Raw genomic sequence first — 21,874 nt, forward strand, 5'->3', positions numbered from 1 at the left:
GGTGCGGTCAGACGGTATCGCGCAGACGGTACCAGGCCTTGCCGATCGCTTCCAGCGGCGCGGCGAGCCGGTCGCCGCCGGGGAAGCGCGGGTTTCGGATGCGCTGGTACTGCGCGAGCAGGCGCTCGTCGCCGAGCACGGCGTCGGCAACCGCGCGCGCGCCGGCGAGCGTCGGCAGCACGCCGTGCCCCGAGAAGCCCTGCAGCCAGAAGCGCTGCCCGTGGCGGCCGATGTCCGGCGTGCGGCGCATGCTGATGTCGATGTGGCCGCCCCACGCGTAATCGAGCGGCACGCCGGCCAGTTGCGGGAACACGCGTTCGAGGTGCGGGCGCGTCGCCGCCGCGATATCGGCCGGAATGCCGCCGAGATACGTGCAGCCGCCGCCGAACAGCAGCCGGTTGTCGGGGCTCAGGCGGAAGTAGTCGGGCACGAACTGGTTGTCGATCACGCAACTGTTCTGCGGCAGCAGCGCACGCGCGAGCTCCGGCGCGAGCGGCGCGGTCGCGACCTGGTACGTGCCGACCGGCAGCAGCCGGCGCGCCAGGTCGCGATCGAGCCGGTCGACATACGCGTTGCAGGCAAGCACGAGCACGTCCGCGCGCACCTCGCCGCGCGCCGTGCGGGCGACATGGCCGCCGGCCGTCTCGCAGCAGTCGAGCACGCGGCTCTGTTCGAAGATGCGGCCGCCCGCGCGCTCGATCGTCTGCGCGAGGCCGAGCGCGAGCTTCAGCGGATTCAGGTGGCCGGCCTCGGGATCGTGGAGCGCCGCGAGATAGCGCGTGCCGCCGATCCAGTCGGGCATCTCGTCACGCCCGATCACGCGCAGGCGGTCGTAACCCCAGCGCTCGGCTGCCTCGTCGCGGGCCTGCGCGAGCATCGCGACGCGGCGCGGCCGCACGGCGGCCCACAGGCTGCCGGGCCGGTAGTCGATGTCGAAACCGTGCCGCTCCGGCAGTTCGCGTACCTCGGCCGCCGCCCAGCGCATGCTGTCCCACAGCACGCGCGCGCCGTCGCGGCCGAGCGAATCCTCGAGCGGCTGCATGTCGCACGACCAGCCGAGCAGCGCCTGCCCGCCGTTGCGGCCCGACGCGGCCCACGCGACGCGGCTCGCTTCGAGCACGACGACGCGCTTGCCGGCAAGCGCGAGGCGCAATGCCGTATGCAGCCCGCTGAAGCCCGCGCCGACGACGAGCACGTCGGCGTCGATGCGTTCGTCCAGTTCCGGACGATGCGGGATCGGCGCCGGATAGGTGCTGGCGTAGTAGCTTGCGACGTGACGGTCGGACTGCACGAACATGCGGACTCCCGTGAAAATTACGCCGATAAATTTCATGAAAAATTAGCACGGCAATTTCACGGAAGCAAGCGAGCAAAAAAAAACGGCGTATCGGTCTGATGAATCAACGCTGCGCCGTTAGTCTGGTTAGCTGAAGATTCGCGGCCCGGGCAGACCCAGTCAGCGCCGAAATGGACTTTCGTGAAAGCCGCGAAGATCGATGGCGTCCAGGTCTGGCGGGTTCGTACTTCCATCCTCGATCGCCGTTGTCGGACGGGTCGGCCGGCCTGCCTCCAGCCGCACGCACCTGCCTTGCCTGTGGTGCAGACACCGGAAACATCGGCTCGAAATGCGCCCTCGCCCGCGGCATGAGGCGCTCCGGATCGGCCGATACACGAAACGCCTCGCGCATGAACCGCACTGGCCCGGTGAATGTTCCTGCCATCCGCCCGGACCAAATTTTTACCCTTGTAAAAATTTTGGACGGAGAGAATGACGCGCTGAAACCGAACGTCACCCACCCAAGCACGGCCCCCGTAAACCCTTTCAGACCCAACCCAATCGCTGACGGGAGACAAGATGCCCACGAACCGGGATGCAAGCCCGATGGACAAATCGGATCACGGAGAATTCTCGCTGAGCGAAGTCCCGCTCGAGAAACGCACCGGATTTCTGTCCATCACGATGGTGTTGTTGAGTTTCACGTTCTTCACGGGAACGATGTTTGCCGGCGGCAAGATCGGTGTAGCCTTCGACGTCGTCAGCATGATCCAGATCGCCTTAATCGGAAACCTGTTGCTCGCCGCCTATGCGGCATCGCTTGCGCTGATTGCCGCCCGCAGCGGCCTGAATGCGGTACTGATGGGGCGATTCTGCTTCGGGGAAGTCGGCAGCAAGCTGTCCGATTTCCTGCTCGGCTTCGCCGAACTCGGCTGGTACGCATGGGGAACCGCGACGGTGGCGATCGTATTGGTCAAGCTGCTGGGTTGGCCGGCCTCCGTTACCACGCCGTTGATGATCCTCTTCGGCTTCGGATTTTCCATCACGGCCATCATCGGCTATCGCGGCATGGATGTGCTGTCGCGCGTCTCCGTGCCGTTGATGTTCGTGCTTCTGATGACGTCGATGTGGATCGCCACCCGCGATATCGGCGGGTGGGCCGGCCTCACGCATATCGCGCCGTCTCATCCGATGCAGTTCTCGGCCGCCGTGACCATGGTCATCGGCACCTTTGCCAGCGGCGCCACCCAGGCAACCAACTGGACCCGCCTCGCACGCAGCGCGCGCAGCGCCGTCTCGGCCAGCATGATCGGATTCTTCGCGGGCAACGGCCTGATGATCGTCGCGGGCGCATACTGCGCAATCGTCTATCAGCAAGCCGACATCGTCGAGGTGATGATGCTGCAGGGCCTGTCGATCGCGGCGGTCGTGATGCTGTGCCTCAATCTCTGGACCATCCAGGGGCCGACAATGTACAACGTGGCAGCCGCCGGATGCCATCTGCTGCGCACCGAACGGCGCCGCACGCTCGTACTCGTGGGCGCGGCGATCGGCATCGTGCTCGCGGTCGGCGGGATGTACGAGTTGCTGATTCCGTTCCTGGTGCTGCTCGGCTCGATCATTCCGCCGGTCGGCGGCGTGATCATGGCGGACTACTGGTACCGCCATCGCGGGCAATACCCGTCGCTTGCCGCCGCCCGCCTTCCGCGCTTCAACCTGGTCGGCCTGGCCGCGTATGCAATCGGCGCCGGACTCGCCTATACATCGCCGTGGATCGCGCCGATCGTCGGCATCGCGGCGTCCGCCGCCGCCTACATCGTGCTGCTGCAGATTGCCCGCGCGTTCACGCGCGAGCCGTCGGTTCAGGGTGAATGATTCCGCTGCGTGCCCTCCCGCTGCCCAAAAATACAGGAATGCTCATGAAAATCATCAACGCCAGATTGCGCGGCCGTAGCGGCCTCTTCACGATCGACATCGATGCGGGCACGATTCGCGGCATCGGCCTCCAGCCGTCGCCGCTGACGCCACAAGAGGACGACGTCATCGATGCGGGCAGCAATCTCGTCATCCCGCCGCTGGTCGAGCCGCATATCCACCTGGATGCGACGCTGACCGCGGGCGAACCCGAGTGGAACATGAGCGGCACGCTGTTCGAAGGTATCGAGCGGTGGGGCCAGCGCAAGGCCACCATTACCCATGAGGATACGAAAACCCGCGCCCACACCACGATCGGGATGTTGCGCGACCACGGCATCCAGCACGTGCGTACGCACGTGGACGTCACCGATCACACACTTGCCGCGTTGAAGGCGATTCTCGAGGTCAGGGACGAAGCGCGCGATCTCATCGATCTGCAGATCGTCGCCTTCCCTCAGGAAGGCATCGAGTCGTTCGAGAACGGACGTGCACTGATGGAGCGCGCAATCGAAATGGGTGCCGACGTCGTCGGCGGCATTCCGCATTTCGAGAACACGCGCGACCAGGGCGTGAGCTCCATCAAGTTCCTGATGGAGCTCGCGGAGCGCAAGGACTGCCTTGTCGACGTTCATTGCGACGAAACCGACGATCCGCAATCGCGCTTCCTGGAAGTGCTTGCCGAGGAAGCGCGGGTTCGCGGGATGGGCACGCGCGTCACCGCCAGCCACACGACCGCGATGGGTTCCTACGACAACGCCTACTGCTCGAAGCTTTTCCGGTTGCTGAAGCGGTCGGAAATCCATTTTGTTTCGTGTCCGACCGAAAGCATCCACCTGCAGGGGCGTTTCGACACCTTCCCGAAACGACGCGGCATTACGCGTGTTGCGGAACTCGATCGCGCCGGCATCAACGTGTGCTTCGGACAGGATTCGATCAAGGATCCGTGGTATCCCATCGGCAACGGAAACATCCTGCGCATCCTCGACGTCGGCCTGCACGTGTGCCACATGCTCGGCTACGAAGACCTGCAGCGATGCCTCGACTTCGTGACGGAGCACAGCGCCCATGCGATGTCCCTGGGCGATCGCTATGGCATCGCCGTCGGGCGGCCGGCCAATCTGCTGATCCTCGACGCGGATTGCGACTATGAAGTGGTTCGCAAACAGGCCAAGGTGCGATTGTCGCTCCGTGCCGGGAAGGTCATCATGCAGCGCGCGCCTGAACGCATCACCTATCCTGAAGCGGGCACGCGTTGAGCGGGCGACGACGCGAGTCCGACATGCTGGAGGAAGCATCGTGATGAACCCGTCCGAGCCGACTGCAGGAACGCCGGGCCGGCCTCGCGGCCGGCGCGAAGCGCTGCGCGACAATCTCGAGGCGGCCATTCTCGCCGCTGCCGAAGAATCGTTTTCCGCTTACGGATTCGAGGGGAGTTCCGTCGCGACAATCGCAGCGGCCGCCGGCCTGTCGAAGCAGAACCTGATGTACTACTTCCCCACGAAGCTGGCGCTCTACCAACGCGTGCTGGACGACGTATTGCGGGACTGGCTCGGCAGAATGCGGGAGTTTGCGGCGCCCGATCGCGAGCCCGCGGAAGCCATGTCGGCCTATATCCGGGCCAAACTCGAATTCTCCAGAAATCGCCCGCATGGATCGCGGGTTTTTGCGCTGGAGATCATCGGCGGGGCCAAGACCTACGGAAAGGAAATCCGCAAACAACTGATTCCGGTGTTGCGCGACGACATCCGGGTGCTCGAACGCTGGATCGAGGAAGGCAAGGTCAGGCAGGTCGATGCCGAGCACCTGTTCTTCCTGATCTGGGCAGCCACGCAGGCGTATGCGGATTTCGCCCCCCAGATGCTGCTGGTGCTCGGCAAGCGTGCGCTGGGAAGCGACGATTTCGACGCGGCTTACCGCACCATCTCGGATCTGGTGCTCAACGCGCTGATCACCGGAGACGGAAAGACGGATTGACCGCTTGACCGCCTCCGTCGCCATTCATGCACGGCACCTCGGCGCCGTCAACACTCGCCGGGGAACCGCCGGTCAGTCGTCGTGCTTGTAGCGCTTCTTGTTCTTGTACTTGTTGCCGTGGTAATGATCGTTGGAACGCGAGTTGTTGCGCGACACGTGGCCGCCCAGCGCCGCGCCCGCGCCGCCGCCCACGGCGGCGCCGACGAGCCCGCCGGCCGTGCCGCCCATCGCGTTGCCCGCAGCGGTGCCTGCTCCGCCGCCCAGTGCGCCGCCGACGATCGCGCCCGTGCGTTCGCGTTTGTTCGACGTCACCGCACCGCCTGCACCACCGCCCACTGCCCCGCCGATCACGGCGCCCGTGCTACCGCCAACCGCGTTGCCGACCGCCGCGCCGGCAACGCCACCCAGCGCGCCGCCCAGTGCGTTGTTCGTGTCGCCTGCCACGGCAGGCAGCGACGCCACCGCCGTCGCACCGACCACCACGGCCATCCCAAGCAATTTCTTCAGCATCTGTCTGCCCTCTCCGCCTTCCGAGATATCGATGAGCGAATCTAGCACCTTTCCGGAAAGCCCATCGTAATGAAGCGTTAAATCGGGCGGTGTCCTGGTCGGCGCGCGTTTTAGCGGACTGTGTCTGTTTCCACGGACGAGTTCGTCGGGATGCTCGACGCAGTCGATATCGCGCTGCTCGCGGATATCCGCAAGATGACGTGCTCGCGCTCCAATCCCCGGTTCAACGAAGCGACGCTGCCGGACGCGCTGGCCGCCGCCGGCATCGCGTACGAACACATCGCCGCACTCGGCGGCCGGCGCGGCGATCCGGCCTGACGGCGCGATCGTCTATCCGGACGCCGGGGACGACGCCACGGCGCCGGGGGCAACCTCGCCCCCGAACGCATAGCGCGGCGCCCGTTCGATGGCACGGCCGGCAGCGCGTCGCGAACATCGTCAGTGCCGCGCCGACGCGGGTGCGCCATTCGCCTGCATCAGGCTCGTGCGCACGGCCGGCATCCCCGACGTCACCGCACCGCCGGCCGGAATCGTCCCGGACGGGGAAGCGCCGACCGGCGGCGCCAGCGCCACACCGCCCAGTGAATTGCCGTACGCGACGATATCGGCGGCCGGGCAGTTGTTCGTCAGCAGCGACACCGGCATGCCGGCGATCGATGCGAGCGTCGTGTCGCCCACCGAAAAATGGCAGACGTTCCCCAACGCCCGGAAGCCGGCATAGCCGGAGCCCGATACGCGGTTGCCCTTCACGACGACGTACGACACCGTCCCCGACCAGGTATCGAGTTCGATCGCGCCCTGCTGGGTAGGCGGCAGGCCGTTGTTCGCATTCGTGCCGTCCTGGATCGCGCCGACGACGTTGTTCTCGATCACCACGTCCGACACGCCGTAGGTCTTCCAGGAATCCTCCTGCGCGACCAGGATGCCGGCCGCCTTCTGCACGCCGCTGACGGTGTTGTTCGAAATCGTCACGGACCGCCCGCCGACCACGGCGATGCCGCGCCCCCAGTAGTTGCCCGACACCGTATTCCCGTCGATCAGCACGTTGGCGCTGAGGCGGCCGTCACCCTGGTAGCTGACGACAGCGATCAGGTCGTCGCCGGTGTCCTTCACCGTGTTGCCGCGCACCAGCACGTTGGTCGAGCCATAGGTGGCGTGGATGCCGTCGGCCAGCGTCGCCTGCACGGTGTTGCCCACGATCGCCACGCTGCTGCCGCCGAACACGAAGATCCCGGCGCCGGCGCCACCCTGGATCGTCACGCCGAGCACCTGGACGCCGGCGCCCGTCACCTCGACCTTCGTCGATGCGGGCGTCGTCAGCCGCGTCGTGCCCGTGCCGACCAGTGTGACGCCGACGAGCGTCGAACCGCTGCCGCTCATCACGATGGTCTGATCGGCCGGGTTGGTCGCAACCAGCGTCGCGCCATAGCCCGAGATCACGACGTCCGTTCTGGACACCGTCAGCGACCGACCGACGGCGTAGCGCCCCGGCGCGAGCACGAGGCGCTGGCCCGGCTGCAATGCATCGAACGCGGCCTGCAGCGCGTCGGCCTGGTCGCCACCGTTCGCCGTCGGCTGGACGGTCACGGCCGGAAGCACCGCCGCGCTGCGCAACGGATGCGCATGCCGCGTGCCGCCCGGCGTGTAGGCGGCCGCTGGCGATGCGGCAAAACATGCGGTACAGATCAGGCAGACGGCCGTACTCGGGCCGACCCCGCGAAACGACTTTCTCATGGTTGTTCTCTCACGCCCGTTCGCCCATGACGACCGGCCAACGGCTGACGGTCGCGAGGCGTTCGAGCAACGGCGATCGTACGGCGCATGGCACACGCGCCGAACCATCCCGACTGCGCCATTCATTTGCTCCGCCGATGCGGCGGAGCAACGGCAACGAAGCGCCGTCGCGTGGCCGCGATCGACACCCGGTCGCCTGTTCGCCCGCCGGCGCGCATGCGTGTCCCCCGAGAAAAGGCGGCCCGATTCCGACGCGCCGGCACCGCGTGGCCGGAATCGAACCCGTCAACAGGAATTGCGTTCCCGAGCGCACCGGGCGCCGGCTGCCCCCCCCAACCCTGCCGGTTCTTTCCCGCCACTCATCAACCAGTCTATTTCGCGCGCAGCGTTCGACAATCCGACATTGGTCGCACGACGTCGTAAGACCGCCCGTCCGCCCGCCCGGGACATCCTCGACCTTGGTCTCGGGCGGTGCGGCATCGTCGCTTGCGCCGGCCGGGAAGGCTCGCGGCGACACTGCGATCGCAGCAGTTCACGCCGCCTCCCGTCCTGCATTACCATCGTGCGTTCGCCGCGCCTGCCCGATTCCGGCAGGTGAGCCCCGTCACCTTGCGCCCCCGCTCCGATGCTCGCTCTCGTCATCCTCGCCGGCCTCTGGGCCGGACTGCAGAACACCCTCGCGGGCGGCGGCTCGTTCGTCACGCTGCCCGCGCTGATCGTGTCGGGCATGTCGCCGCTCGCGGCGAACATCACGTCGACGGTCGCGCTGTTTCCCGCGCAGGTCACGACCGGCTGGGCGAGCCGCAGCATGGTGCGCGGCGTGGGCAGGCTGTCGTTTCGCGCGCTGTTCGCGATCAGCATCGTCGGCGGCGCGCTCGGCGGGCTGCTGTTGCTGAAGACGCCTTCGTCGATCTTCTCGCGCCTCGTGCCGTGGCTCGTGCTGTTCGCGACGATCGTGTTCGCGTGGGGCAGCTTTTTCCGTAAGCCGCGCGAAGGCACGGCCCACCACCTCGGCACCGTCCCCGCCGCGCTCTCGCAGTTCATGATCGCGATCTACGGCGGCTATTTCGGCGGCGGGCTCGGCTTCCTGATGATGGCCACGCTGACGATGGCCGGCCTGTCGCCGCGTCACGCGATGTCGACGAAGAACGCGCTCGCGGGCGTGATGAACGCGTCGGCCGTCGTGCTGTTCCTGACGTCGCCGCACCTGCACTGGGGTTCGGCACTCGCGCTCGGCGGCGGCGCGATCGTCGGCGGCCTGCTCGGCTCGTGGGCGCTGCATCGCGTAAACGAACGCGTGCTGCGGATCGGGATCGTCTGCATCGGCGCGGTGCTGACCGTCGGGTTGTTCGTCAAGCCGATCTGACGCACGCGCATCACTGCCGCCGCCGCGGCAATTGATGAGCAAACCTCAAGACGTCTTTCGCCTATCTCGTTTGCCGTCGCGGCGGCGCCTGCCCACAACCTGGGGTTGCCATCGTCATCACCCTCTCGCGGGCGCGGCGGGCGACCTGGGCGCCCTGCTCGTCAATCCTCGCAGGCGTGCCCGCTCAGCCGAACGGCCGCACGCCGATCAGCCAGCCGTGCAGGAACAGCGCGAAGACCGCCCACACGACGAGCCCGGCCACGATCGCCACGGCATCGCCCGACAGCTTGCCGGCCGGATAGCGGACGCCGTTGCGGCGGTCGCGCGCGCGCCACACGACGAAATCGACCAGCGACCATACGAAGAAGGCGCCGAACAGCACGACCGCATGCAGCGTGCCGTTCGCGAGCAGGTGCGCGACCGCCCATACCATCACGCCGGCCACCATCGGATGGCCGACGAGCGTCTTGATGCGGTTGCCGGGCACGTAGGATGCGGCGATCAGCACGAATGCGATCGCGGTCAGCATGCCGGTGAGGTGGCGCACGCCGACGGGTGACACCCACAGCAACGTCACGCTCTGGCGCGCGATCCCGTAACCCCAGACGATCAACACGAAGCCCACGATCGACGCGATCGCATAGGGGCCTTTCCAGCGTTTCTCGCCGATCCGCTCGATGGTCGCGGATCGCCAGCCGTCCGCGACGATCCGGATCGAGTGCACACCGAGGAAGATCGCTAAACCGAGAATCAGGACGAGCATCGGTTATCTCCGTCTGGAACGATGAGTGGGGAATACATGCCGCGCGGCGTTCGATGCGCCGTTCGCGGGACCGGCGGCGAGGCCGGCGCGGGCCACCCCAGGCACGGGGCACGACCCGCGCCGATCATAAACGCCGGGGCCGCCGTTGTGAAGCATGCAGAATGCGCGGCGCGAAAAGGTTGATGCTTTCGTGATCCGGTGCGGATGGCGAGTATCGCGCGCGTCGCCCGGCGATGGGCAAGTCGGAAAAATAGGACAACGGAAATCATGGCGCCGCGGCGGCGCGTGGTTGATGCTACGGTCGCTTGCCCTTGGGCGCGGATTTCATGGCCTGTTTCGCTGCGGGTTTCGACGCAGGTTTCGCTGCCGATTTCGCGGACGTTTTCGCTGCCGGTTTCGCTGCCGGTTTCGCGCTCCGTTTCGTAGCCGGCTTCGTAGCCGGTTTCGCTTTCGCATTGCGCTTCGATGCCGGTTTCAGCGCTGCTCCGGATTCAGCCGCTTGCGACAGCTTCGCCGCCGCTTTCACCTTCGCCTTGCGCTTCGGCGGCCCCGCCAGCAGCGCCGCGCGATACGCACCGCGGCACCAGTCGAACAACGCGCCCGCATCCTCGAGCACGTCGGCCGGTGTTTCGTAGTACCCCTCGAGCGCGACGGTACGCGTGGGCCTCGCATACGAGAACGGCCCCATGCCCGCCGCGACGAACGCCGGGCGGTTCACGTCGTCAACGCGCAGGAACATTGATCCGCGCGCCAGGAAGCCGAACATCACGCCGTCGAGCCGCAACGCGGCGCCGCTGAAAAACCGCGTGACTTCGATATGGCCAAGGCTCGCGATCTGGTACGCGATCTCCTCGCCGTGTGCCTTGTCCGCCTGCCAGCTCATCGGCCACCCTCGTCAGTCATGCCGCGCCGGTACAGCGCAGCGTCCACGCATCGAGCCCGGCCTCGTCGAAGCCGACGGCTGCCGCGCTCTCGCGAATCTGCCGCCACGTCGCGCGGTCGACCGGAATGCCCTCTGCACCACGCGCGGCGCAGCTCGCCTCCTCCGGCTCGCCGGGCACCTGCACCGGCGCATCGCCCGCCTGCGGCGACGCCTTCGCCCAGGCGACGAACGCATCGGCCTCGCGCTCGGCGTCGGCCGCGTCGAACGCGTTCGGATCGATCAGCACCGACAGCATCCCGTTGACGATCGCGCTCGTCTTCTGCAGCGTGTCGCCGTACGTCGTATGCCCGCCGACGAGCGCGCCACCGAAGATCTCGCACATCGCCGCCAGCGCATACCCTTTGTGCAGCCCGAACGGCAGCAGCGCGCCGAACGGCTGCTCGTGCATCACGGCCGGATCGTCGGTCGGCTGGCCGCGATGGTCGATCAGCGACCCGGCCGGCACGCGCTTGCCCTGGTTGTACGCGACGCGCGTCTTGCCGTACGCGATCGCGCTCGTCGCGAAATCGAGCAGCAGCGGCGGCCTGCCCGCACGCGGATACGCGGCGCAGAACGGGTTCGTGCCGAAGCGCGGATCGGTGCCGTGCAGCGGCGCGACCAGCAGGTCGCCCGGCACGTTGACGAAATGGAACGACACGAGCCCCGAGCGCGCGCACTGCTCGGCCCAGTGCCCGATGCGGCCGAGATGATGCACGTCGCGCAACCCGATCGCGCAGATGCCCATGCGCCGCGCGCGCTCGATGCCTTCGACCATCGCCTCGAACGCGATCACCTGGCCGAAGCCGCGCCCGCCGTCGATCGTCAGCACCGCGCCGCCGTCGCGGACGATCGCCGCATGCCCGTTCAGCTTCAACTGCCCTTCCCGCCACGACGCGACGTAATTCGGGATCATCCCGATCCCGTGCGAATCGTGGCCCGCGAGATTCGCGCCGACCAGATGATCGGCAACGAGCCGCGCCTCGCGTTCGCTGCTGCCTGCCCGCTCCCAGAGTGTCGCGACGAAGGCATGCAGCGGTTCGGCGCGCATGCGCAGCGGTTCGGTATCGGGCGTCGGCAGTGCGGTCATCGGCGAGGTTCCATCAGGTCGGGTTGGACAATCGGGACGTCGAACGGTCGCGGCAATCAGCGCGCGGTCGCGATCACGTCCGCCACCGCCGCGGTCAGCTTCTTCGCATACGGCACGTGCAGGAACTCGTTCGGGCCGTGCGCGTTCGACTTCGGTCCGAGCACGCCGCACACCATGAACTGCGCGGACGGGAAGCCTTCCTGCAGCACGTTCATCAGCGGGATCGTGCCGCCGAGGCCCATGTAAGCGCAGTCCGCGCCGAAGTGGCGGCGCGATGCGGCGTCGAGCGACGACGCGAGCCACGGCGCGAGATCCGGCGCGCTCCAGCCCGTCGCGGCGCCCGCGTCCGGCTTGAACGTGACCTTCGCGTTGTACGGCGGATCGAGTTCGAGCAGTGCCTTCAGCTGCTGCACGGCCTGCGCGGCGTCGACGAGCGGCGGCAGGCGCAACGACAGCTTGAACGCGGTGCGCGGACGCAGCACGTTGCCCGCATCGGCGAGCGCCGGCATGCCGGCCGCGCCCGTCACCGACAGCGACGGACGCCACGTCGAATTCAAGAGCGCCTCGCGTGGATCGGTGGTGGTCGGCAGCACGGGCTTGCCGTCCGCGCCGCACGCCCAGGGCAGCCCCTTCCACACCGCGTCGCCGAGGATCGCGGCGGCCGCCTCGGCTTCGAGCACGCGGCTGTCGGGAATCTCGCAATGGAACACGCCCGGCAGCAGGTTGCCGTTCTTCGCATCTTCAAGGCGCTCGAACAGCTGGCGCATCACGCGGAAGCTCGACGGTGCAATGCCGCCGTAGACGCCCGAGTGGATGCCTTCCTCGAGTACCTCGACCTGCAGGTCGCCGGACACGAGCCCGCGCAGCGACGTGGTGAGCCACATCTGGTCGTAGTTGCCGGCGCCCGAATCGAGGCACACGACGAGCGACACCTGGCCGAGCCGGTCGCGCAGCGCGTCGACGTACGGCAGCAGGTCGTAGCTGCCCGATTCCTCGCAGGTCTCGATCAGGCCGACACAGCGCGGCCGTTCGATGCCCTGCTCGTCGAGCGCGCCGAGCGCGGCGAGGCTCGCGTAGATCGCATAGCCGTCGTCCGCGCCGCCGCGGCCGTACAGCTTGCCGTTCTCGAACTTCGGCGTCCACGGGCCGAGGTCCGCGCGCCAGCCGTCGAATTCGGGCTGCTTGTCGAGGTGGCCGTACAGCAGGATCGTGTCGGTGCTGCCGGAGCGCGTGGCCGGCGATTCGAAGAAGATCACCGGCGTGCGGCCCGGCAGACGCACGATTTCGAGCTTCAAGCCCTTCACGGGCTGCCGCTCGGCCCACTGCGCGGCATCGGTGACGACGCGCTCGAGATAGCCGCGCTTCGCCCAGTCGGGGTCGAATGCGGGGCTCTTAGCGGGGATCGCGATGTAGTCGGTCAGTGCGTGGAGGATTTCATCGTTCCACTTGCGCTCGACGAAGGTAACGAGCTTGTCATGGTCGAGGACGGGGGTAGTGTCGACGGAGGTCATGGTGGGGGTGCCTGGATCGGGCTGACGAAAACCCAGATCATACGCCGATGCTCCCCCGCCGGCGCCCCTTCCTCGGCCGCTCAGACAGCCTGCGGGAACGCGTCGCGCAGCCCCGCCGCGCACGCCAGCGCGTCGTCCCACAGGCGCCGCGTCAGCGCGCCGGCATCCTCTTCGCGCGCGAGCGCCGCGGCCTCGCCCGACCACAGCAGCGAGAAATCGTCGCGGCCCTGCCGCTCGAACGCGCCTCGCAACGGATCGACTGCGGCCGTCGCGAGCGGGAACGCCGGCGCGAGCGCGCTCATCGGCCCCTGCTCGCGCATGAAGCGCGTCAGCAGCCCGCGTGCCGGGCGGCCCGTGTACAGGTTGGTCATGCGCGTGCCGTCGTCGCGCGCGGCGCGCACTGCCGCACGATGCTGCGCCGAGCGGCCGGCCTGCGGCGTCAGCAGGTAGCCGGTGCCGATCTGCACCGCGCTTGCGCCGAGCGCGAACGCGGCCGCGATGCCGCGCCCGTCGGCGATCGCACCGGCCGCGATCACGGGCGCGCGCACTGCGTCGACCATCTGCGGCAGCAACGCGAACAGGCCCGGTTGCGCATGAATGTCGCCGGTCAGGAACATCCCGCGATGGCCGCCGGCCTCCGCGCCCTGCGCGACGATCGCGTCGACGCCGCGCACATCCAGCCAGCGCGCCTCCTCGACGGTCGTCGCGGACGACACGACCTGCGCGCCCGTGCGTCGCACGCGTTCGAGCAGCGCGTCGTCCGGCAGCCCGAAATGGAAGCTCACGACGGCCGGCCGCAATTCCTCGACGACCGCGCACATCGCATCGTCGAACGGCGCGCGGCCGGGGCCGCCCTTCACGTCGGCCGGATCGAGCCCGGCTTCCGCGTAGTAGCCGGCAAGCGCCGCGCGCCAGCGCGCGTCGACCTCGGCGTCGGGCGCCGGCGGCGTATGGCAGAAGAAGTTCACGTTGAACGGCGCGGGCGTGCGCGCCCGGATCGCCGCGATCTCGTCGCGCAACTGCTGCGGGCCGAGCGCCGCGCACGCGAGCGAGCCGAGTCCGCCGGCTTCGCACACCGCGATCGCGAGCGGGCTCAGCGAACCGACCATCGGGGCCTGGATCAGCGGCAAACGGGAAGGCAGCATCGTCATCGGAATCACCCTTCGGAAGAAACGATCGGCGCGCACGTCAAGTGCGCGATGCAACGCCACGCCACCGCGATGCGGCTGGCGACACTACAAGCAGCCGGTGTCGACCGCTCAGGTCGCCGGCTGTGCCGGCAACCGGCCGACCCATGCAGCAAGCTGCGCTTCGCCCTCTTCGTCGAGCTTGCCCTCGAGTTCGCCATACCACGGCGCGATCGCGTCGGCCGACTGCGTGGCCTTAAGGATCTCGAGGCTCTTTTCCAGGAAGGACGGGAAAAACGGAATGCCGCGCATGTAGAGGAAGGTCGAATCGGTGATGCGGACGTGGCCGTATACGTCGCGCACCCACGCGAGATGCGGCAGCGCCTCGCGCAGATGGCCGCTTTGCATCAGCGCGGAGATGAAGTTCACACGCGCAGCGACGTCGGACTGCTCGTGCGTGTCGTGATTGACCTCGGCAGCCTTCTGCATCCACGCTTCGCCGCGCTCCACTTCGCCGCACATCACTGAAGTCGTCGCGAGTTGCACCGCGTTGTGCGCGCTCGGCTCCTTGTCGAACAGCTCGAGCCAGTACGGGAACGCTTCCGGATAGCGATGCATCGCCGAGTACGACAGCGCGCAAAGGCGCGCCGCATCGGCAAGCCGTTCCGCGTGCGGCGCGGCGGCCGCGATCGCGGCCTCGTGCCGGCCGGCCTGGAGCGCGGCCAGCGCGGGGGCGAGTTCGGGCGCGATGTCGGGTTCGTTCCTGTCGTCGCGCTCGTCCGGCTCGCCCGCTTCGTCCGACGAACGTGTCGGTGCAGGCACCGCTTCGTCACGCGGTTTCTTTCCGAACAGCTTTCCCAGCAGGCCCATGATGCTTTTCCTTTTCGTTGTGGTCCATGCACGGCGGTTCAGCGCGGGGGGTTGGCATGCGTCGTCGCGACCGCCGCCTCTCGGCGACCGCCATCTTACGCGCGGATGAAGTCGTCGACGGGGCAACGGCCGACAGCTGGCTGTCGTACCGAAACACGGCGCTCAGATGTCCGGCGATCGCGTGCCGCGATCCATCCCGCGCCGGTACGCGGCCGGGCTGGTCGCCGCGACGCGCCGGAAATGCCGGCGCAGCGATTCCTCGGAACCGAACCCCGCGCGCGTCGCGACCTGCGCAAGCGACAGCGCGGGATGCGCTTCGAGCATGTCCTTCGCGACGTTCACGCGCTCGCGGATCAGCCATGCGAGCGGCGACATCCCCGTTGCGTCCGCGAACTGACGCTGCAGCGTGCGCGTGCTCATCGCGGCCTGCGCGGCGAGCGACGCGAGCGTGTGCGGCTCGGCCGCGTGCACGCGCATCCAGTCGATCAGCTTCGCGAGCCGGTCGCTGCCGCCCGGCGCGACCGGGCGCGGCACGAACTGCGCCTGGCCGCCGTCGCGATGCGGCGGCAGCACGAGGCGCTGCGCGACGCGGTTCGCGATGGCGCCGCCGTAATCGCGGCGCACGAGATGCAGCAGCATGTCGAGCCCCGCTGCCGACCCGGCCGACGTGACGACCTGCCCTTCGTCGACGTACAGCGCATCGGGATTCACGCGCAGCGCCGGATAGCGCGCCTGCAGCTTCTCCGCATAGCGCCAGTGAGTCGTCACCGTGAGGCCGTCGAGCACGCCGGCCGCCGCCAGCACGAACACGCCCGAGCAGATCGAGCAGAGCCGCGCGCCGCGGCGATGCGCGGCCCGCAGTTTCTTCAGCAACGGTTCCGGCGGCAGTTCGTCCGGATCGCGCCAGCCGGGAATCACGATGGTATCCGCGCGATCGAGCGTCGCGAGCCGGTACGGCGCGGCGACCGTGATGCCGCCCGCCGCGCGCACGGGCCCCGGCTCGCTCGCGCAGACGGCGAAGCGATACCAGTCGACACCGAGTTCGGGGCGCTCGAGCGCGAACAGTTCGACCACGCAGCCGAATTCGAACGTGCAGAGGCGATCGTAGGCGAGCGCGACGACGAGATGATTGTGCATGGCGCGATGTTACCGGAACTTGTCGATCGCGCCACTGCCGCGAAACGTGGCGAACCGCGATACTGCCCTTCATTCCGGCGCGTTCCGCGCCCGTTCGATTCAACCAGGAGAGCCTGCCCATGTCCTACGTCACCGACGTGCCCGCCGCCGACAGCCCCGCCGCCCTCGCGCATTTCGAGGCATCGCTGCGATTCGAGACCGATTGCTGGGACGTGCACGACGCGTTCGCGTCGGGCACACCCGATTTCGTGCTGCTCGACGTGCGCGGCCCCGCCCAGTTCGCCGCCGGGCATGTGCCCGGCGCACGCAACCTGCCGCACCGCAAGATCATCGAAAGCAAGCTCGCCGGCTATCCGGCCGGCACGCTGTTCGTCGTCTACTGCGCGGGCCCGCACTGCAACGGCGCCGCGCGTGCCGCGATCCGGCTCGCGCGCCTCGGCCGGCCCGTCAAGCTGATGATCGGCGGCGTGACGGGCTGGCTCGACGAAGGTTTCGCACTGAGCAACGATCGGCAGCCGGCGGACGCCGAAGCCGGCTGATCGTCATTAAAAGCGCAACAATCAATTGCCGGCACACAAACGGAAAAAGCGCGACAATCGGCCTCATTGCAGTTTGGGCGGAGCAGCACCATGCATGACGAAGTCCTGATTGAAGCGGTCGGTTCAGTCGCCGCGATCGCGCTCTATTTCCTGCCGGCCATCATTGCCGACAAACGCGGCCGGCGCGACAAGCTGACGATCGCGCTGTTCAACGTGCTGTTCGCGTGGACGGGCATCGGCTGGCTGATGACGCTGTATTGGGCGTGCCAGCCGAACCCGAGCATCGACGTCGCGCAGACGATCCTCGCGAAGCGCCGCGGCGTCAGCATGCGGACCTTCTCGACCGGCCTCGTCGAACGCGTGCAGCGCCGCGTCGCCGCCCAGGAGCAATGGGCGGAGAAACAAGGCTGCCGTTAAGTCCCTCTTTCCCCGTCACCGTGCCGCGTCGAACCGCGGCATCCTGACGTTGGTCGACGCGCGGTAACTCCACACCAGCCCGTCGCGCGGCGGCCAGCCGCCCGCGCGCAACCACGCCCCCAACGCCCCCGCCGTCACCGCCCGCGCGATCCGCTCGCCCGGGCAGCCGTGCGGCCCCGAGCCGAAGCCGAAATTCGGCCCGGCCGTGCGGCCGGGCATCAGCCGGTGCGGGTCGCGATACACGGCCGGGTCGCGATTTGCCGCGGCGAGCACGACGAGGATCGCGTCGCCGGCGTCGACGCTCACGCCTTCGATCGTCGTGCGCGACGCGACGAAGCGGCGCGTGTTCTGCACCGGAGAATCGAAGCGTCCGACCTCGGCAACGAATGCATCGAGCGCGGCGGCGTCCGGCGCGATGCGCGCGGCTCCCGCTTCCCCGTTCCATGCCACCAGCGCATTGCCGAGCCACGCGGCCGTCGCTTCGCAGGTCTGCGACAGCAATCCGACGAGATTCGCCACCAGCGCGCCGCTCGCCTGCCAGCCCGACGCGCGGGCCGCCTGCTGCACCGCGGCGACCAGCGTGCCGTCGTGCGCATGCGTCTGCGCCACGCGCTCCGTCATCCGGTCGAGCAATTGCCGCGCGCCGTCGCTCGCGCGGGCCAGCGCTGCGGCGTCCGACAGCGGCGACAGCGCGGCGACGAAGTCGACGACCCGCGCCGCGATCTCGTCGAGTTGCGTCTCGTCGAAGCCGAGCAGATCCGCGACCGCGCAGACGGGCACCGTCATGCACCACGCGTTCAGCGCGTCGGCATCGCCCGGCGCCGGCAACCGCCGCGCGGCAAGCCGTGCGGCGCGGTCGCGCAGCGCATCCGTGTCGATCGGCGCGAACGCCGCGCGCAGCGCCTGCTTCGGCACGTCGTGCCGCAGCGCGCCGTCGTTCATGCGCACCAGCTCGCCGAACAGCGCGCCGGCCGTCGTGCCGCGCAACGCGGGCGGCACGGGCGCGTCCAGCGGGCGCACGCGGCAGGCCGGATGGCCGAGCACGGCCGTCACGGCCTCCGCGCGGCTCGCGACCCACAGGCCGAGCGTGGCGTCGAACGCGAGCGGCGGCCCGTCGACGAGCGCCGCATAGTAGGGATAGGGATCGCGGTGCGTGACCGCGGCAATGGGATCGGTCGGGTTCATGCGGCCAGTATCGGCGCAGCGCGCCGCCGCATGTTTCGGGCTGGCGTGAAATGTCGTGGTGCGGCCGCCGCGCGTGGCCGCATCGCAACGACAGGTCGATGTCAGGCTGCCGACCGATAGCGATGCGACTGCATGCGCAGCCGGACGCGCCCGGCCGAAATCGCACGCGGCTCCAGCGCCACCGTGTCTTGATGGAACATTTCCTGCCGGAATTCGCCGCTTTCGTCGAACCACTGGCAGATCAGCCATTCGCCGTCGTCGAACACGACCGGCCCGGCATAGGTCACGGTCATGCGCGGTCCGCCCGTTTTCAGCGTCACGACATCGCCGACGCGAAACCCGATGCGTTGATTTTCTCGGTTCGTCATCGCTCTCTCAGTATTTTATATATTGAATATATTGATATTCTCGGCGGCCCGTCGACCGGTCATTCGAACGTGTCGCAGATTATCAATCAAAAAATCAGCCGGCAACTCCCACGTACAAAAACTCACTCATCGGCAAAATGCAACAATGCTCGGCATCGACACGCAAGGCGGGCGGCCAATCGCCAGATCCGGCGCGGCCTGCGCGCCGATTCCGGTCGAACCGGTGGAATACGGAGAATAGACGATGGTGTTAGTGTCGTCACCGATGTTTAATTCGGACACGAAATCGCGTTGATTATTATCAATCGACGTTTCGACTGGAAACGTTCCCACGTTTTATCGGTGGTCATTCTCCGAACGAAACCGGCGAATTATCGGGCGCCGCAAACCAGCGGTTGAGGTCGCGCCCCGGTACGGCCGCCTCCGTGAACGTAAACGTGCCGTCGCGCGCCATCTCCGTCGCAGCGCGCAGAAACGCGCCGAGCGCGGCCCGCGCCAGCGCGCCGCCGACGCTGACCCGCTTCACGCCGAGCGCCGCCAGCGCATCGAGGCTCAGCAACCCGCCCTGCAAACCCATCACGACGTTGACGGGCGCGCCGACCGCCTGCGTCACCGCCGCGATCTCGTCGGCATCGGTAATGCCCGGCGCATACAGCACGTCGGCGCCCGCGTCGCGATAGGCGACGAGCCGCGCGATCGTGTCGGCAAGGTCGCGGCGGCCGTGCAGGTAGTTTTCGCAGCGCGCGGTCAGCGTGAACGGAAACGGCAGCGCACGCGCCGCATCGACGGCCGCCGCGATGCGCTCGACCGACGCTTCGCGCGCATAGATCGGCGCATCGGCACGGCCCGTCGCATCCTCGATCGAGCCGCCGACCGCACCGGCCTCGGCCGCCAGCCGGATCGTTTCGGCTACCGTATCGGGCGCGTCGCCGAAGCCGTTCTCGAGATCGGCGCTCACGGGCAGGCCGCCCGCGGCGACGAGATCGGCGATGTGATCGAGCATCGCGTCGCGGTCGATCGCGTTGTCGGGCTGCCCTTTCGAAAAGGCGTAGCCGGCACTCGTGGTGGCGAGCGCCTCGAAACCGGCCATCGCGAGCAGGCGCGCGGTGCCGGCGTCCCACGGGTTCGGGATGATGAACGCGCCGGGGCGCGTGTGCAGTGCACGGAACACTTCGGCGTGGCGGGCTTGAAGGTCGGAACGGGTCATCGCGGACTCCCGGAGGGTGGTGACGGGTGAGCTTACGCCGGTCGTGCGCGCGACGTTTCAGCGATCGCCGAAATGTCGTCGCACGACAGGAAAAAGCGCCGCGCCGGCGGCCGGCATCGAGCGGACACGCACCGCCACCCGCCGGTTGCCCGCCTGCTGCCGCTTACTGCGCCGCCGCTCAGCCCGCGAGCTTCTTCGTCAGGAAAATGCGCGTGTGCCCGACCGGATAGTCCGGCAACTCGCCGAAGCGGACATAGCCGCGTTTCTCGTAGAACGGCCGCGCCTGGAAGTCGAACGTGTCGAGCCACGCGCTGCGGCATCCGCGCGCGACGGCCTCCCCTTCGGCCAGATCCATGATGCGCGTGCCGGCGCCCTGGCCGCGCGCCGCGTCGGGCACCACCAGCAGGTCGACATGCAGCCAGCCGTACGCCGTGCCGCCCCACAGGCCGCCGACCACCGCGCCGTCCTGATCGGTCACGACGACGGCCAGCGGACGAAAGTCGTTCGGGCCGGCCTGGCTTTCGTTGAATCGGATCAGCGGCGCGACGATCTGCTTGCGAACGTTCGCGTCGCCCGCGTCGGTCACCTCGTAAGTGAACGTCATCGGCTGCATCCGGTTGAATCGTGAGTGATGGCGGGGTGAAGCCGCACGTGCCGGCTCAAACGACGTAAGCGCCCTTCGCGTGCAGTTCCGCTTCCGTGCGCTCGAGCGCCGCGACCGCGTCGCTGCCTTCAAGTGCCAGCAACTGCGCGACCAGCGCCTCGACCATCGCATGCGCGGCCACCAGTGACGGAAAGAACGACGGGCTGTCGTGCGTGAAGATCAGTTGCGCCTCCGCGTGCAGCGCGATCGGCGACACCGCGCTGTCGGTGATCGCGACGATCCGGCTGCCCTGCGCCTTCGCGGCCTGCGCGACGCGCGTCGCTTCCGCCGAATACGGCGCGAAGCTGACGATCACGGTCACGCTCTGCTTCGCGATCGTCCGCAGCTCCATTTCGAGCGAACCGGCGACGCCATTGAGCAACGACACGGTCGGACGGAACAGCCGGTAGCCGTACACGAAGCCGAACGCGACCGGATAGCACGAGCGAAACCCCGCGACATGCACGTGCGACGCCTTGCGGATCAGCTTCGCGGCATCGGCGAGCGCGTGCTCGTTCTGCGCGGCGGTGGCCGACAGGTTGTGCTGCTGCGCGGCGAGCAGGTCGTGCGCGAGCGACGCCTTCGCGTCGGGCCGCACGAGCGAGCGCGCTCGCTGCGTGAGCGGCTCGGGGCGCGTGCGCACGCGCGCGACGCACAGGTCGCGTAGCTCGTTCCAGCCGGGGAAGCCGAATTGCTGCGCGAGCCGCACGAGCGACGCGGGCTGCACCCGCGCGCGCTGCGCGACCTTGCGCATCGACGAGGTGGCGACTTCGTCGGGATGATCGAGCAGAAAAGCGGCGCCCGCCTGGAATTGCGGGCTCAGCTCGGAAAATTGCGCCCGGATCCGGGACGCGAGTTCGTCGAAATTGGCGGCCATCTTGGTGGGAACGGGAACCGGTCGTTCATGGTATCACCGGCCCCGCGCGCACCGGTCAGCGCAGCACTTCGACGTGATCGGCGTCGACCTTCACGCCGCCCGACCATTTGCGCTCGAATTCGCCGGTCACCTTCACGTCGTTCTTGTCGCTGACGGGCTGGCCGCCCTCCCACAGCTTGTTGTCGATCTCGACACGGATCGTGCCGGTTGCGTCGGCGAATTCGAAATCCTCGCCGCCGACATGCTTGACGATGCGCCCCTGCAATTGCACATGCTGGTCGTCCTTGCCGTTCGCGAGCAGCTCTTTCACGGTCGTCGTGGTCAGCGCGGACGGCCCCGTGTATTGCGCGTAGACGGCGGCGGGCAGCGTCGCGAGCGCGACCGTCAGGATTCTGGCCAGGTGTTTCATGATCTCGTTCCTCTTTTTCGATGTGGCGCCGCGCC

The 21,874-nt window shown here is 68.1% G+C and carries 24 protein-coding genes and 1 pseudogene; 7 read left to right on the forward strand and 18 right to left on the reverse strand.

The features are described from left to right. Positions 1 to 7: 7 nt before the first annotated feature. Entirely contained in the window at positions 8 to 1,297 is a 1,290-nt protein-coding gene (locus tag BFF94_RS11865) for an NAD(P)/FAD-dependent oxidoreductase (RefSeq protein WP_219139366.1), read from the reverse strand. A 56-nt stretch (positions 1,298 to 1,353) separates the two neighbouring features. After that, positions 1,354 to 1,530 (reverse strand): hypothetical protein, encoded by a 177-nt coding sequence (locus BFF94_RS11870; protein ID WP_219139367.1) that lies wholly within the window; start codon positions 1,528 to 1,530, stop codon positions 1,354 to 1,356. Between the two features lie 352 nt (positions 1,531 to 1,882). Here BFF94_RS11870 and codB point away from each other — a divergent pair, with 352 nt between their 5' ends. From codB to BFF94_RS11885, 3 genes are read left to right on the forward strand one after another with little or no spacing between them, the layout of a single operon-like run. After that, a complete protein-coding gene (codB, locus tag BFF94_RS11875; RefSeq protein WP_128843614.1) occupies positions 1,883 to 3,151 on the forward strand; it encodes a cytosine permease in 1,269 nt (422 codons plus the stop codon). A gap of 44 nt (positions 3,152 to 3,195) precedes the next feature. Next, complete coding sequence (gene codA, locus BFF94_RS11880; RefSeq protein ID WP_128843613.1) at positions 3,196 to 4,449, forward strand: cytosine deaminase; 1,254 nt, start codon at positions 3,196 to 3,198, stop codon at positions 4,447 to 4,449. 43 nt (positions 4,450 to 4,492) lie between these two features. Further along, positions 4,493 to 5,167, forward strand: a complete 675-nt coding sequence (locus BFF94_RS11885; protein WP_308286042.1) for a TetR/AcrR family transcriptional regulator — start codon at positions 4,493 to 4,495, stop codon at positions 5,165 to 5,167. Positions 5,168 to 5,239: 72 nt separating this feature from the next. On the opposite strand, the gene BFF94_RS11890 is transcribed toward BFF94_RS11885, so the two are convergent. Next, the gene (locus BFF94_RS11890) at positions 5,240 to 5,677 is read right to left on the reverse strand and encodes a hypothetical protein (RefSeq protein ID WP_219139368.1); all 438 of its coding nucleotides are present in this window, start codon (positions 5,675 to 5,677) and stop codon (positions 5,240 to 5,242) included. Positions 5,678 to 5,797: 120 nt separating this feature from the next. Between BFF94_RS11890 and BFF94_RS11895 the strand changes: the two are divergent. Next, positions 5,798 to 5,983: pseudogene (locus BFF94_RS11895) on the forward strand (DUF488 family protein); the annotation flags it as partial. A 132-nt stretch (positions 5,984 to 6,115) separates the two neighbouring features. Here the strand turns inward: BFF94_RS11895 and BFF94_RS11900 are convergent. Next, complete coding sequence (locus tag BFF94_RS11900; protein WP_128843685.1) at positions 6,116 to 7,411, reverse strand: right-handed parallel beta-helix repeat-containing protein; 1,296 nt, start codon at positions 7,409 to 7,411, stop codon at positions 6,116 to 6,118. 625 nt (positions 7,412 to 8,036) lie between these two features. On the opposite strand from BFF94_RS11900, the gene BFF94_RS11905 reads away from it, so the two are divergent. Then, positions 8,037 to 8,777, forward strand: a complete 741-nt coding sequence (locus BFF94_RS11905) for a sulfite exporter TauE/SafE family protein (protein WP_128843684.1) — start codon at positions 8,037 to 8,039, stop codon at positions 8,775 to 8,777. 184 nt (positions 8,778 to 8,961) lie between these two features. Here BFF94_RS11905 and BFF94_RS11910 read toward each other — a convergent pair whose 3' ends face one another. The 7 genes from BFF94_RS11910 to ftrA form a co-directional block, all read right to left on the reverse strand. Beyond that, positions 8,962 to 9,540: an NnrU family protein gene (locus BFF94_RS11910; protein WP_128843683.1), complete on the reverse strand. Its 579-nt coding sequence runs from the start codon at positions 9,538 to 9,540 to the stop codon at positions 8,962 to 8,964. A 295-nt stretch (positions 9,541 to 9,835) separates the two neighbouring features. Beyond that, the gene (locus BFF94_RS38195) at positions 9,836 to 10,423 is read right to left on the reverse strand and encodes a TfoX/Sxy family protein (RefSeq protein ID WP_128843682.1); all 588 of its coding nucleotides are present in this window, start codon (positions 10,421 to 10,423) and stop codon (positions 9,836 to 9,838) included. 16 nt (positions 10,424 to 10,439) lie between these two features. Next, positions 10,440 to 11,549 (reverse strand): malate/lactate/ureidoglycolate dehydrogenase, encoded by a 1,110-nt coding sequence (locus BFF94_RS11920; protein WP_128843681.1) that lies wholly within the window; start codon positions 11,547 to 11,549, stop codon positions 10,440 to 10,442. A gap of 56 nt (positions 11,550 to 11,605) precedes the next feature. Continuing rightward, positions 11,606 to 13,060, reverse strand: coding sequence for a M20 family metallopeptidase (locus BFF94_RS11925; protein ID WP_128843680.1), 1,455 nt, complete (start codon positions 13,058 to 13,060; stop codon positions 11,606 to 11,608). Positions 13,061 to 13,140: 80 nt separating this feature from the next. Then, positions 13,141 to 14,211, reverse strand: a complete 1,071-nt coding sequence (locus tag BFF94_RS11930; protein ID WP_219139369.1) for an NAD(P)H-dependent flavin oxidoreductase — start codon at positions 14,209 to 14,211, stop codon at positions 13,141 to 13,143. 108 nt (positions 14,212 to 14,319) lie between these two features. Further along, positions 14,320 to 15,057 carry a hypothetical protein gene (locus BFF94_RS11935; RefSeq protein ID WP_219139370.1) on the reverse strand — a complete coding sequence of 246 codons (738 nt, stop codon included), beginning with the start codon at positions 15,055 to 15,057 and terminating at the stop codon, positions 14,320 to 14,322. A gap of 162 nt (positions 15,058 to 15,219) precedes the next feature. After that, the gene (gene ftrA / locus BFF94_RS11940; protein ID WP_219139371.1) at positions 15,220 to 16,194 is read right to left on the reverse strand and encodes a transcriptional regulator FtrA; all 975 of its coding nucleotides are present in this window, start codon (positions 16,192 to 16,194) and stop codon (positions 15,220 to 15,222) included. Positions 16,195 to 16,313: 119 nt separating this feature from the next. Between ftrA and BFF94_RS11945 the strand changes: the two genes are divergently transcribed. Both BFF94_RS11945 and BFF94_RS11950 read left to right on the forward strand, forming a co-directional pair. Next, the gene (locus BFF94_RS11945; RefSeq protein WP_128848113.1) at positions 16,314 to 16,733 is read left to right on the forward strand and encodes a rhodanese-like domain-containing protein; all 420 of its coding nucleotides are present in this window, start codon (positions 16,314 to 16,316) and stop codon (positions 16,731 to 16,733) included. Between the two features lie 90 nt (positions 16,734 to 16,823). Then, on the forward strand, positions 16,824 to 17,150 hold the full coding sequence (locus tag BFF94_RS11950) for a superinfection immunity protein (RefSeq protein WP_219139372.1): 327 nt from the start codon (positions 16,824 to 16,826) through the stop codon (positions 17,148 to 17,150). Positions 17,151 to 17,165: 15 nt separating this feature from the next. Here the strand turns inward: BFF94_RS11950 and BFF94_RS11955 are convergent, their stop codons facing one another. The 7 genes from BFF94_RS11955 to BFF94_RS11985 all read right to left on the reverse strand — a co-directional run bounded on the left by BFF94_RS11955 (position 17,166) and on the right by BFF94_RS11985 (position 21,839). Further along, positions 17,166 to 18,335 (reverse strand): cytochrome P450, encoded by a 1,170-nt coding sequence (locus BFF94_RS11955; RefSeq protein ID WP_219139373.1) that lies wholly within the window; start codon positions 18,333 to 18,335, stop codon positions 17,166 to 17,168. Between the two features lie 101 nt (positions 18,336 to 18,436). After that, positions 18,437 to 18,703: a YodC family protein gene (locus BFF94_RS11960; RefSeq protein ID WP_128847621.1), complete on the reverse strand. Its 267-nt coding sequence runs from the start codon at positions 18,701 to 18,703 to the stop codon at positions 18,437 to 18,439. 126 nt (positions 18,704 to 18,829) lie between these two features. Further along, complete coding sequence (locus BFF94_RS11965) at positions 18,830 to 19,036, reverse strand: hypothetical protein (protein ID WP_158062076.1); 207 nt, start codon at positions 19,034 to 19,036, stop codon at positions 18,830 to 18,832. A 13-nt stretch (positions 19,037 to 19,049) separates the two neighbouring features. After that, the gene (locus tag BFF94_RS11970; RefSeq protein ID WP_128847617.1) at positions 19,050 to 19,910 is read right to left on the reverse strand and encodes an isocitrate lyase/PEP mutase family protein; all 861 of its coding nucleotides are present in this window, start codon (positions 19,908 to 19,910) and stop codon (positions 19,050 to 19,052) included. Between the two features lie 178 nt (positions 19,911 to 20,088). Further along, positions 20,089 to 20,514 (reverse strand): GNAT family N-acetyltransferase, encoded by a 426-nt coding sequence (locus BFF94_RS11975; RefSeq protein WP_128847615.1) that lies wholly within the window; start codon positions 20,512 to 20,514, stop codon positions 20,089 to 20,091. Between the two features lie 55 nt (positions 20,515 to 20,569). Further along, on the reverse strand, positions 20,570 to 21,430 hold the full coding sequence (locus BFF94_RS11980; protein WP_219139374.1) for a MurR/RpiR family transcriptional regulator: 861 nt from the start codon (positions 21,428 to 21,430) through the stop codon (positions 20,570 to 20,572). Positions 21,431 to 21,485: 55 nt separating this feature from the next. Further along, a complete protein-coding gene (locus BFF94_RS11985; protein ID WP_128847613.1) occupies positions 21,486 to 21,839 on the reverse strand; it encodes a YgiW/YdeI family stress tolerance OB fold protein in 354 nt (117 codons plus the stop codon). Positions 21,840 to 21,874: the final 35 nt, after the last annotated feature.

The organism is Burkholderia catarinensis (assembly GCF_001883705.2).
GTDB lineage: Bacteria > Pseudomonadota > Gammaproteobacteria > Burkholderiales > Burkholderiaceae > Burkholderia > Burkholderia catarinensis.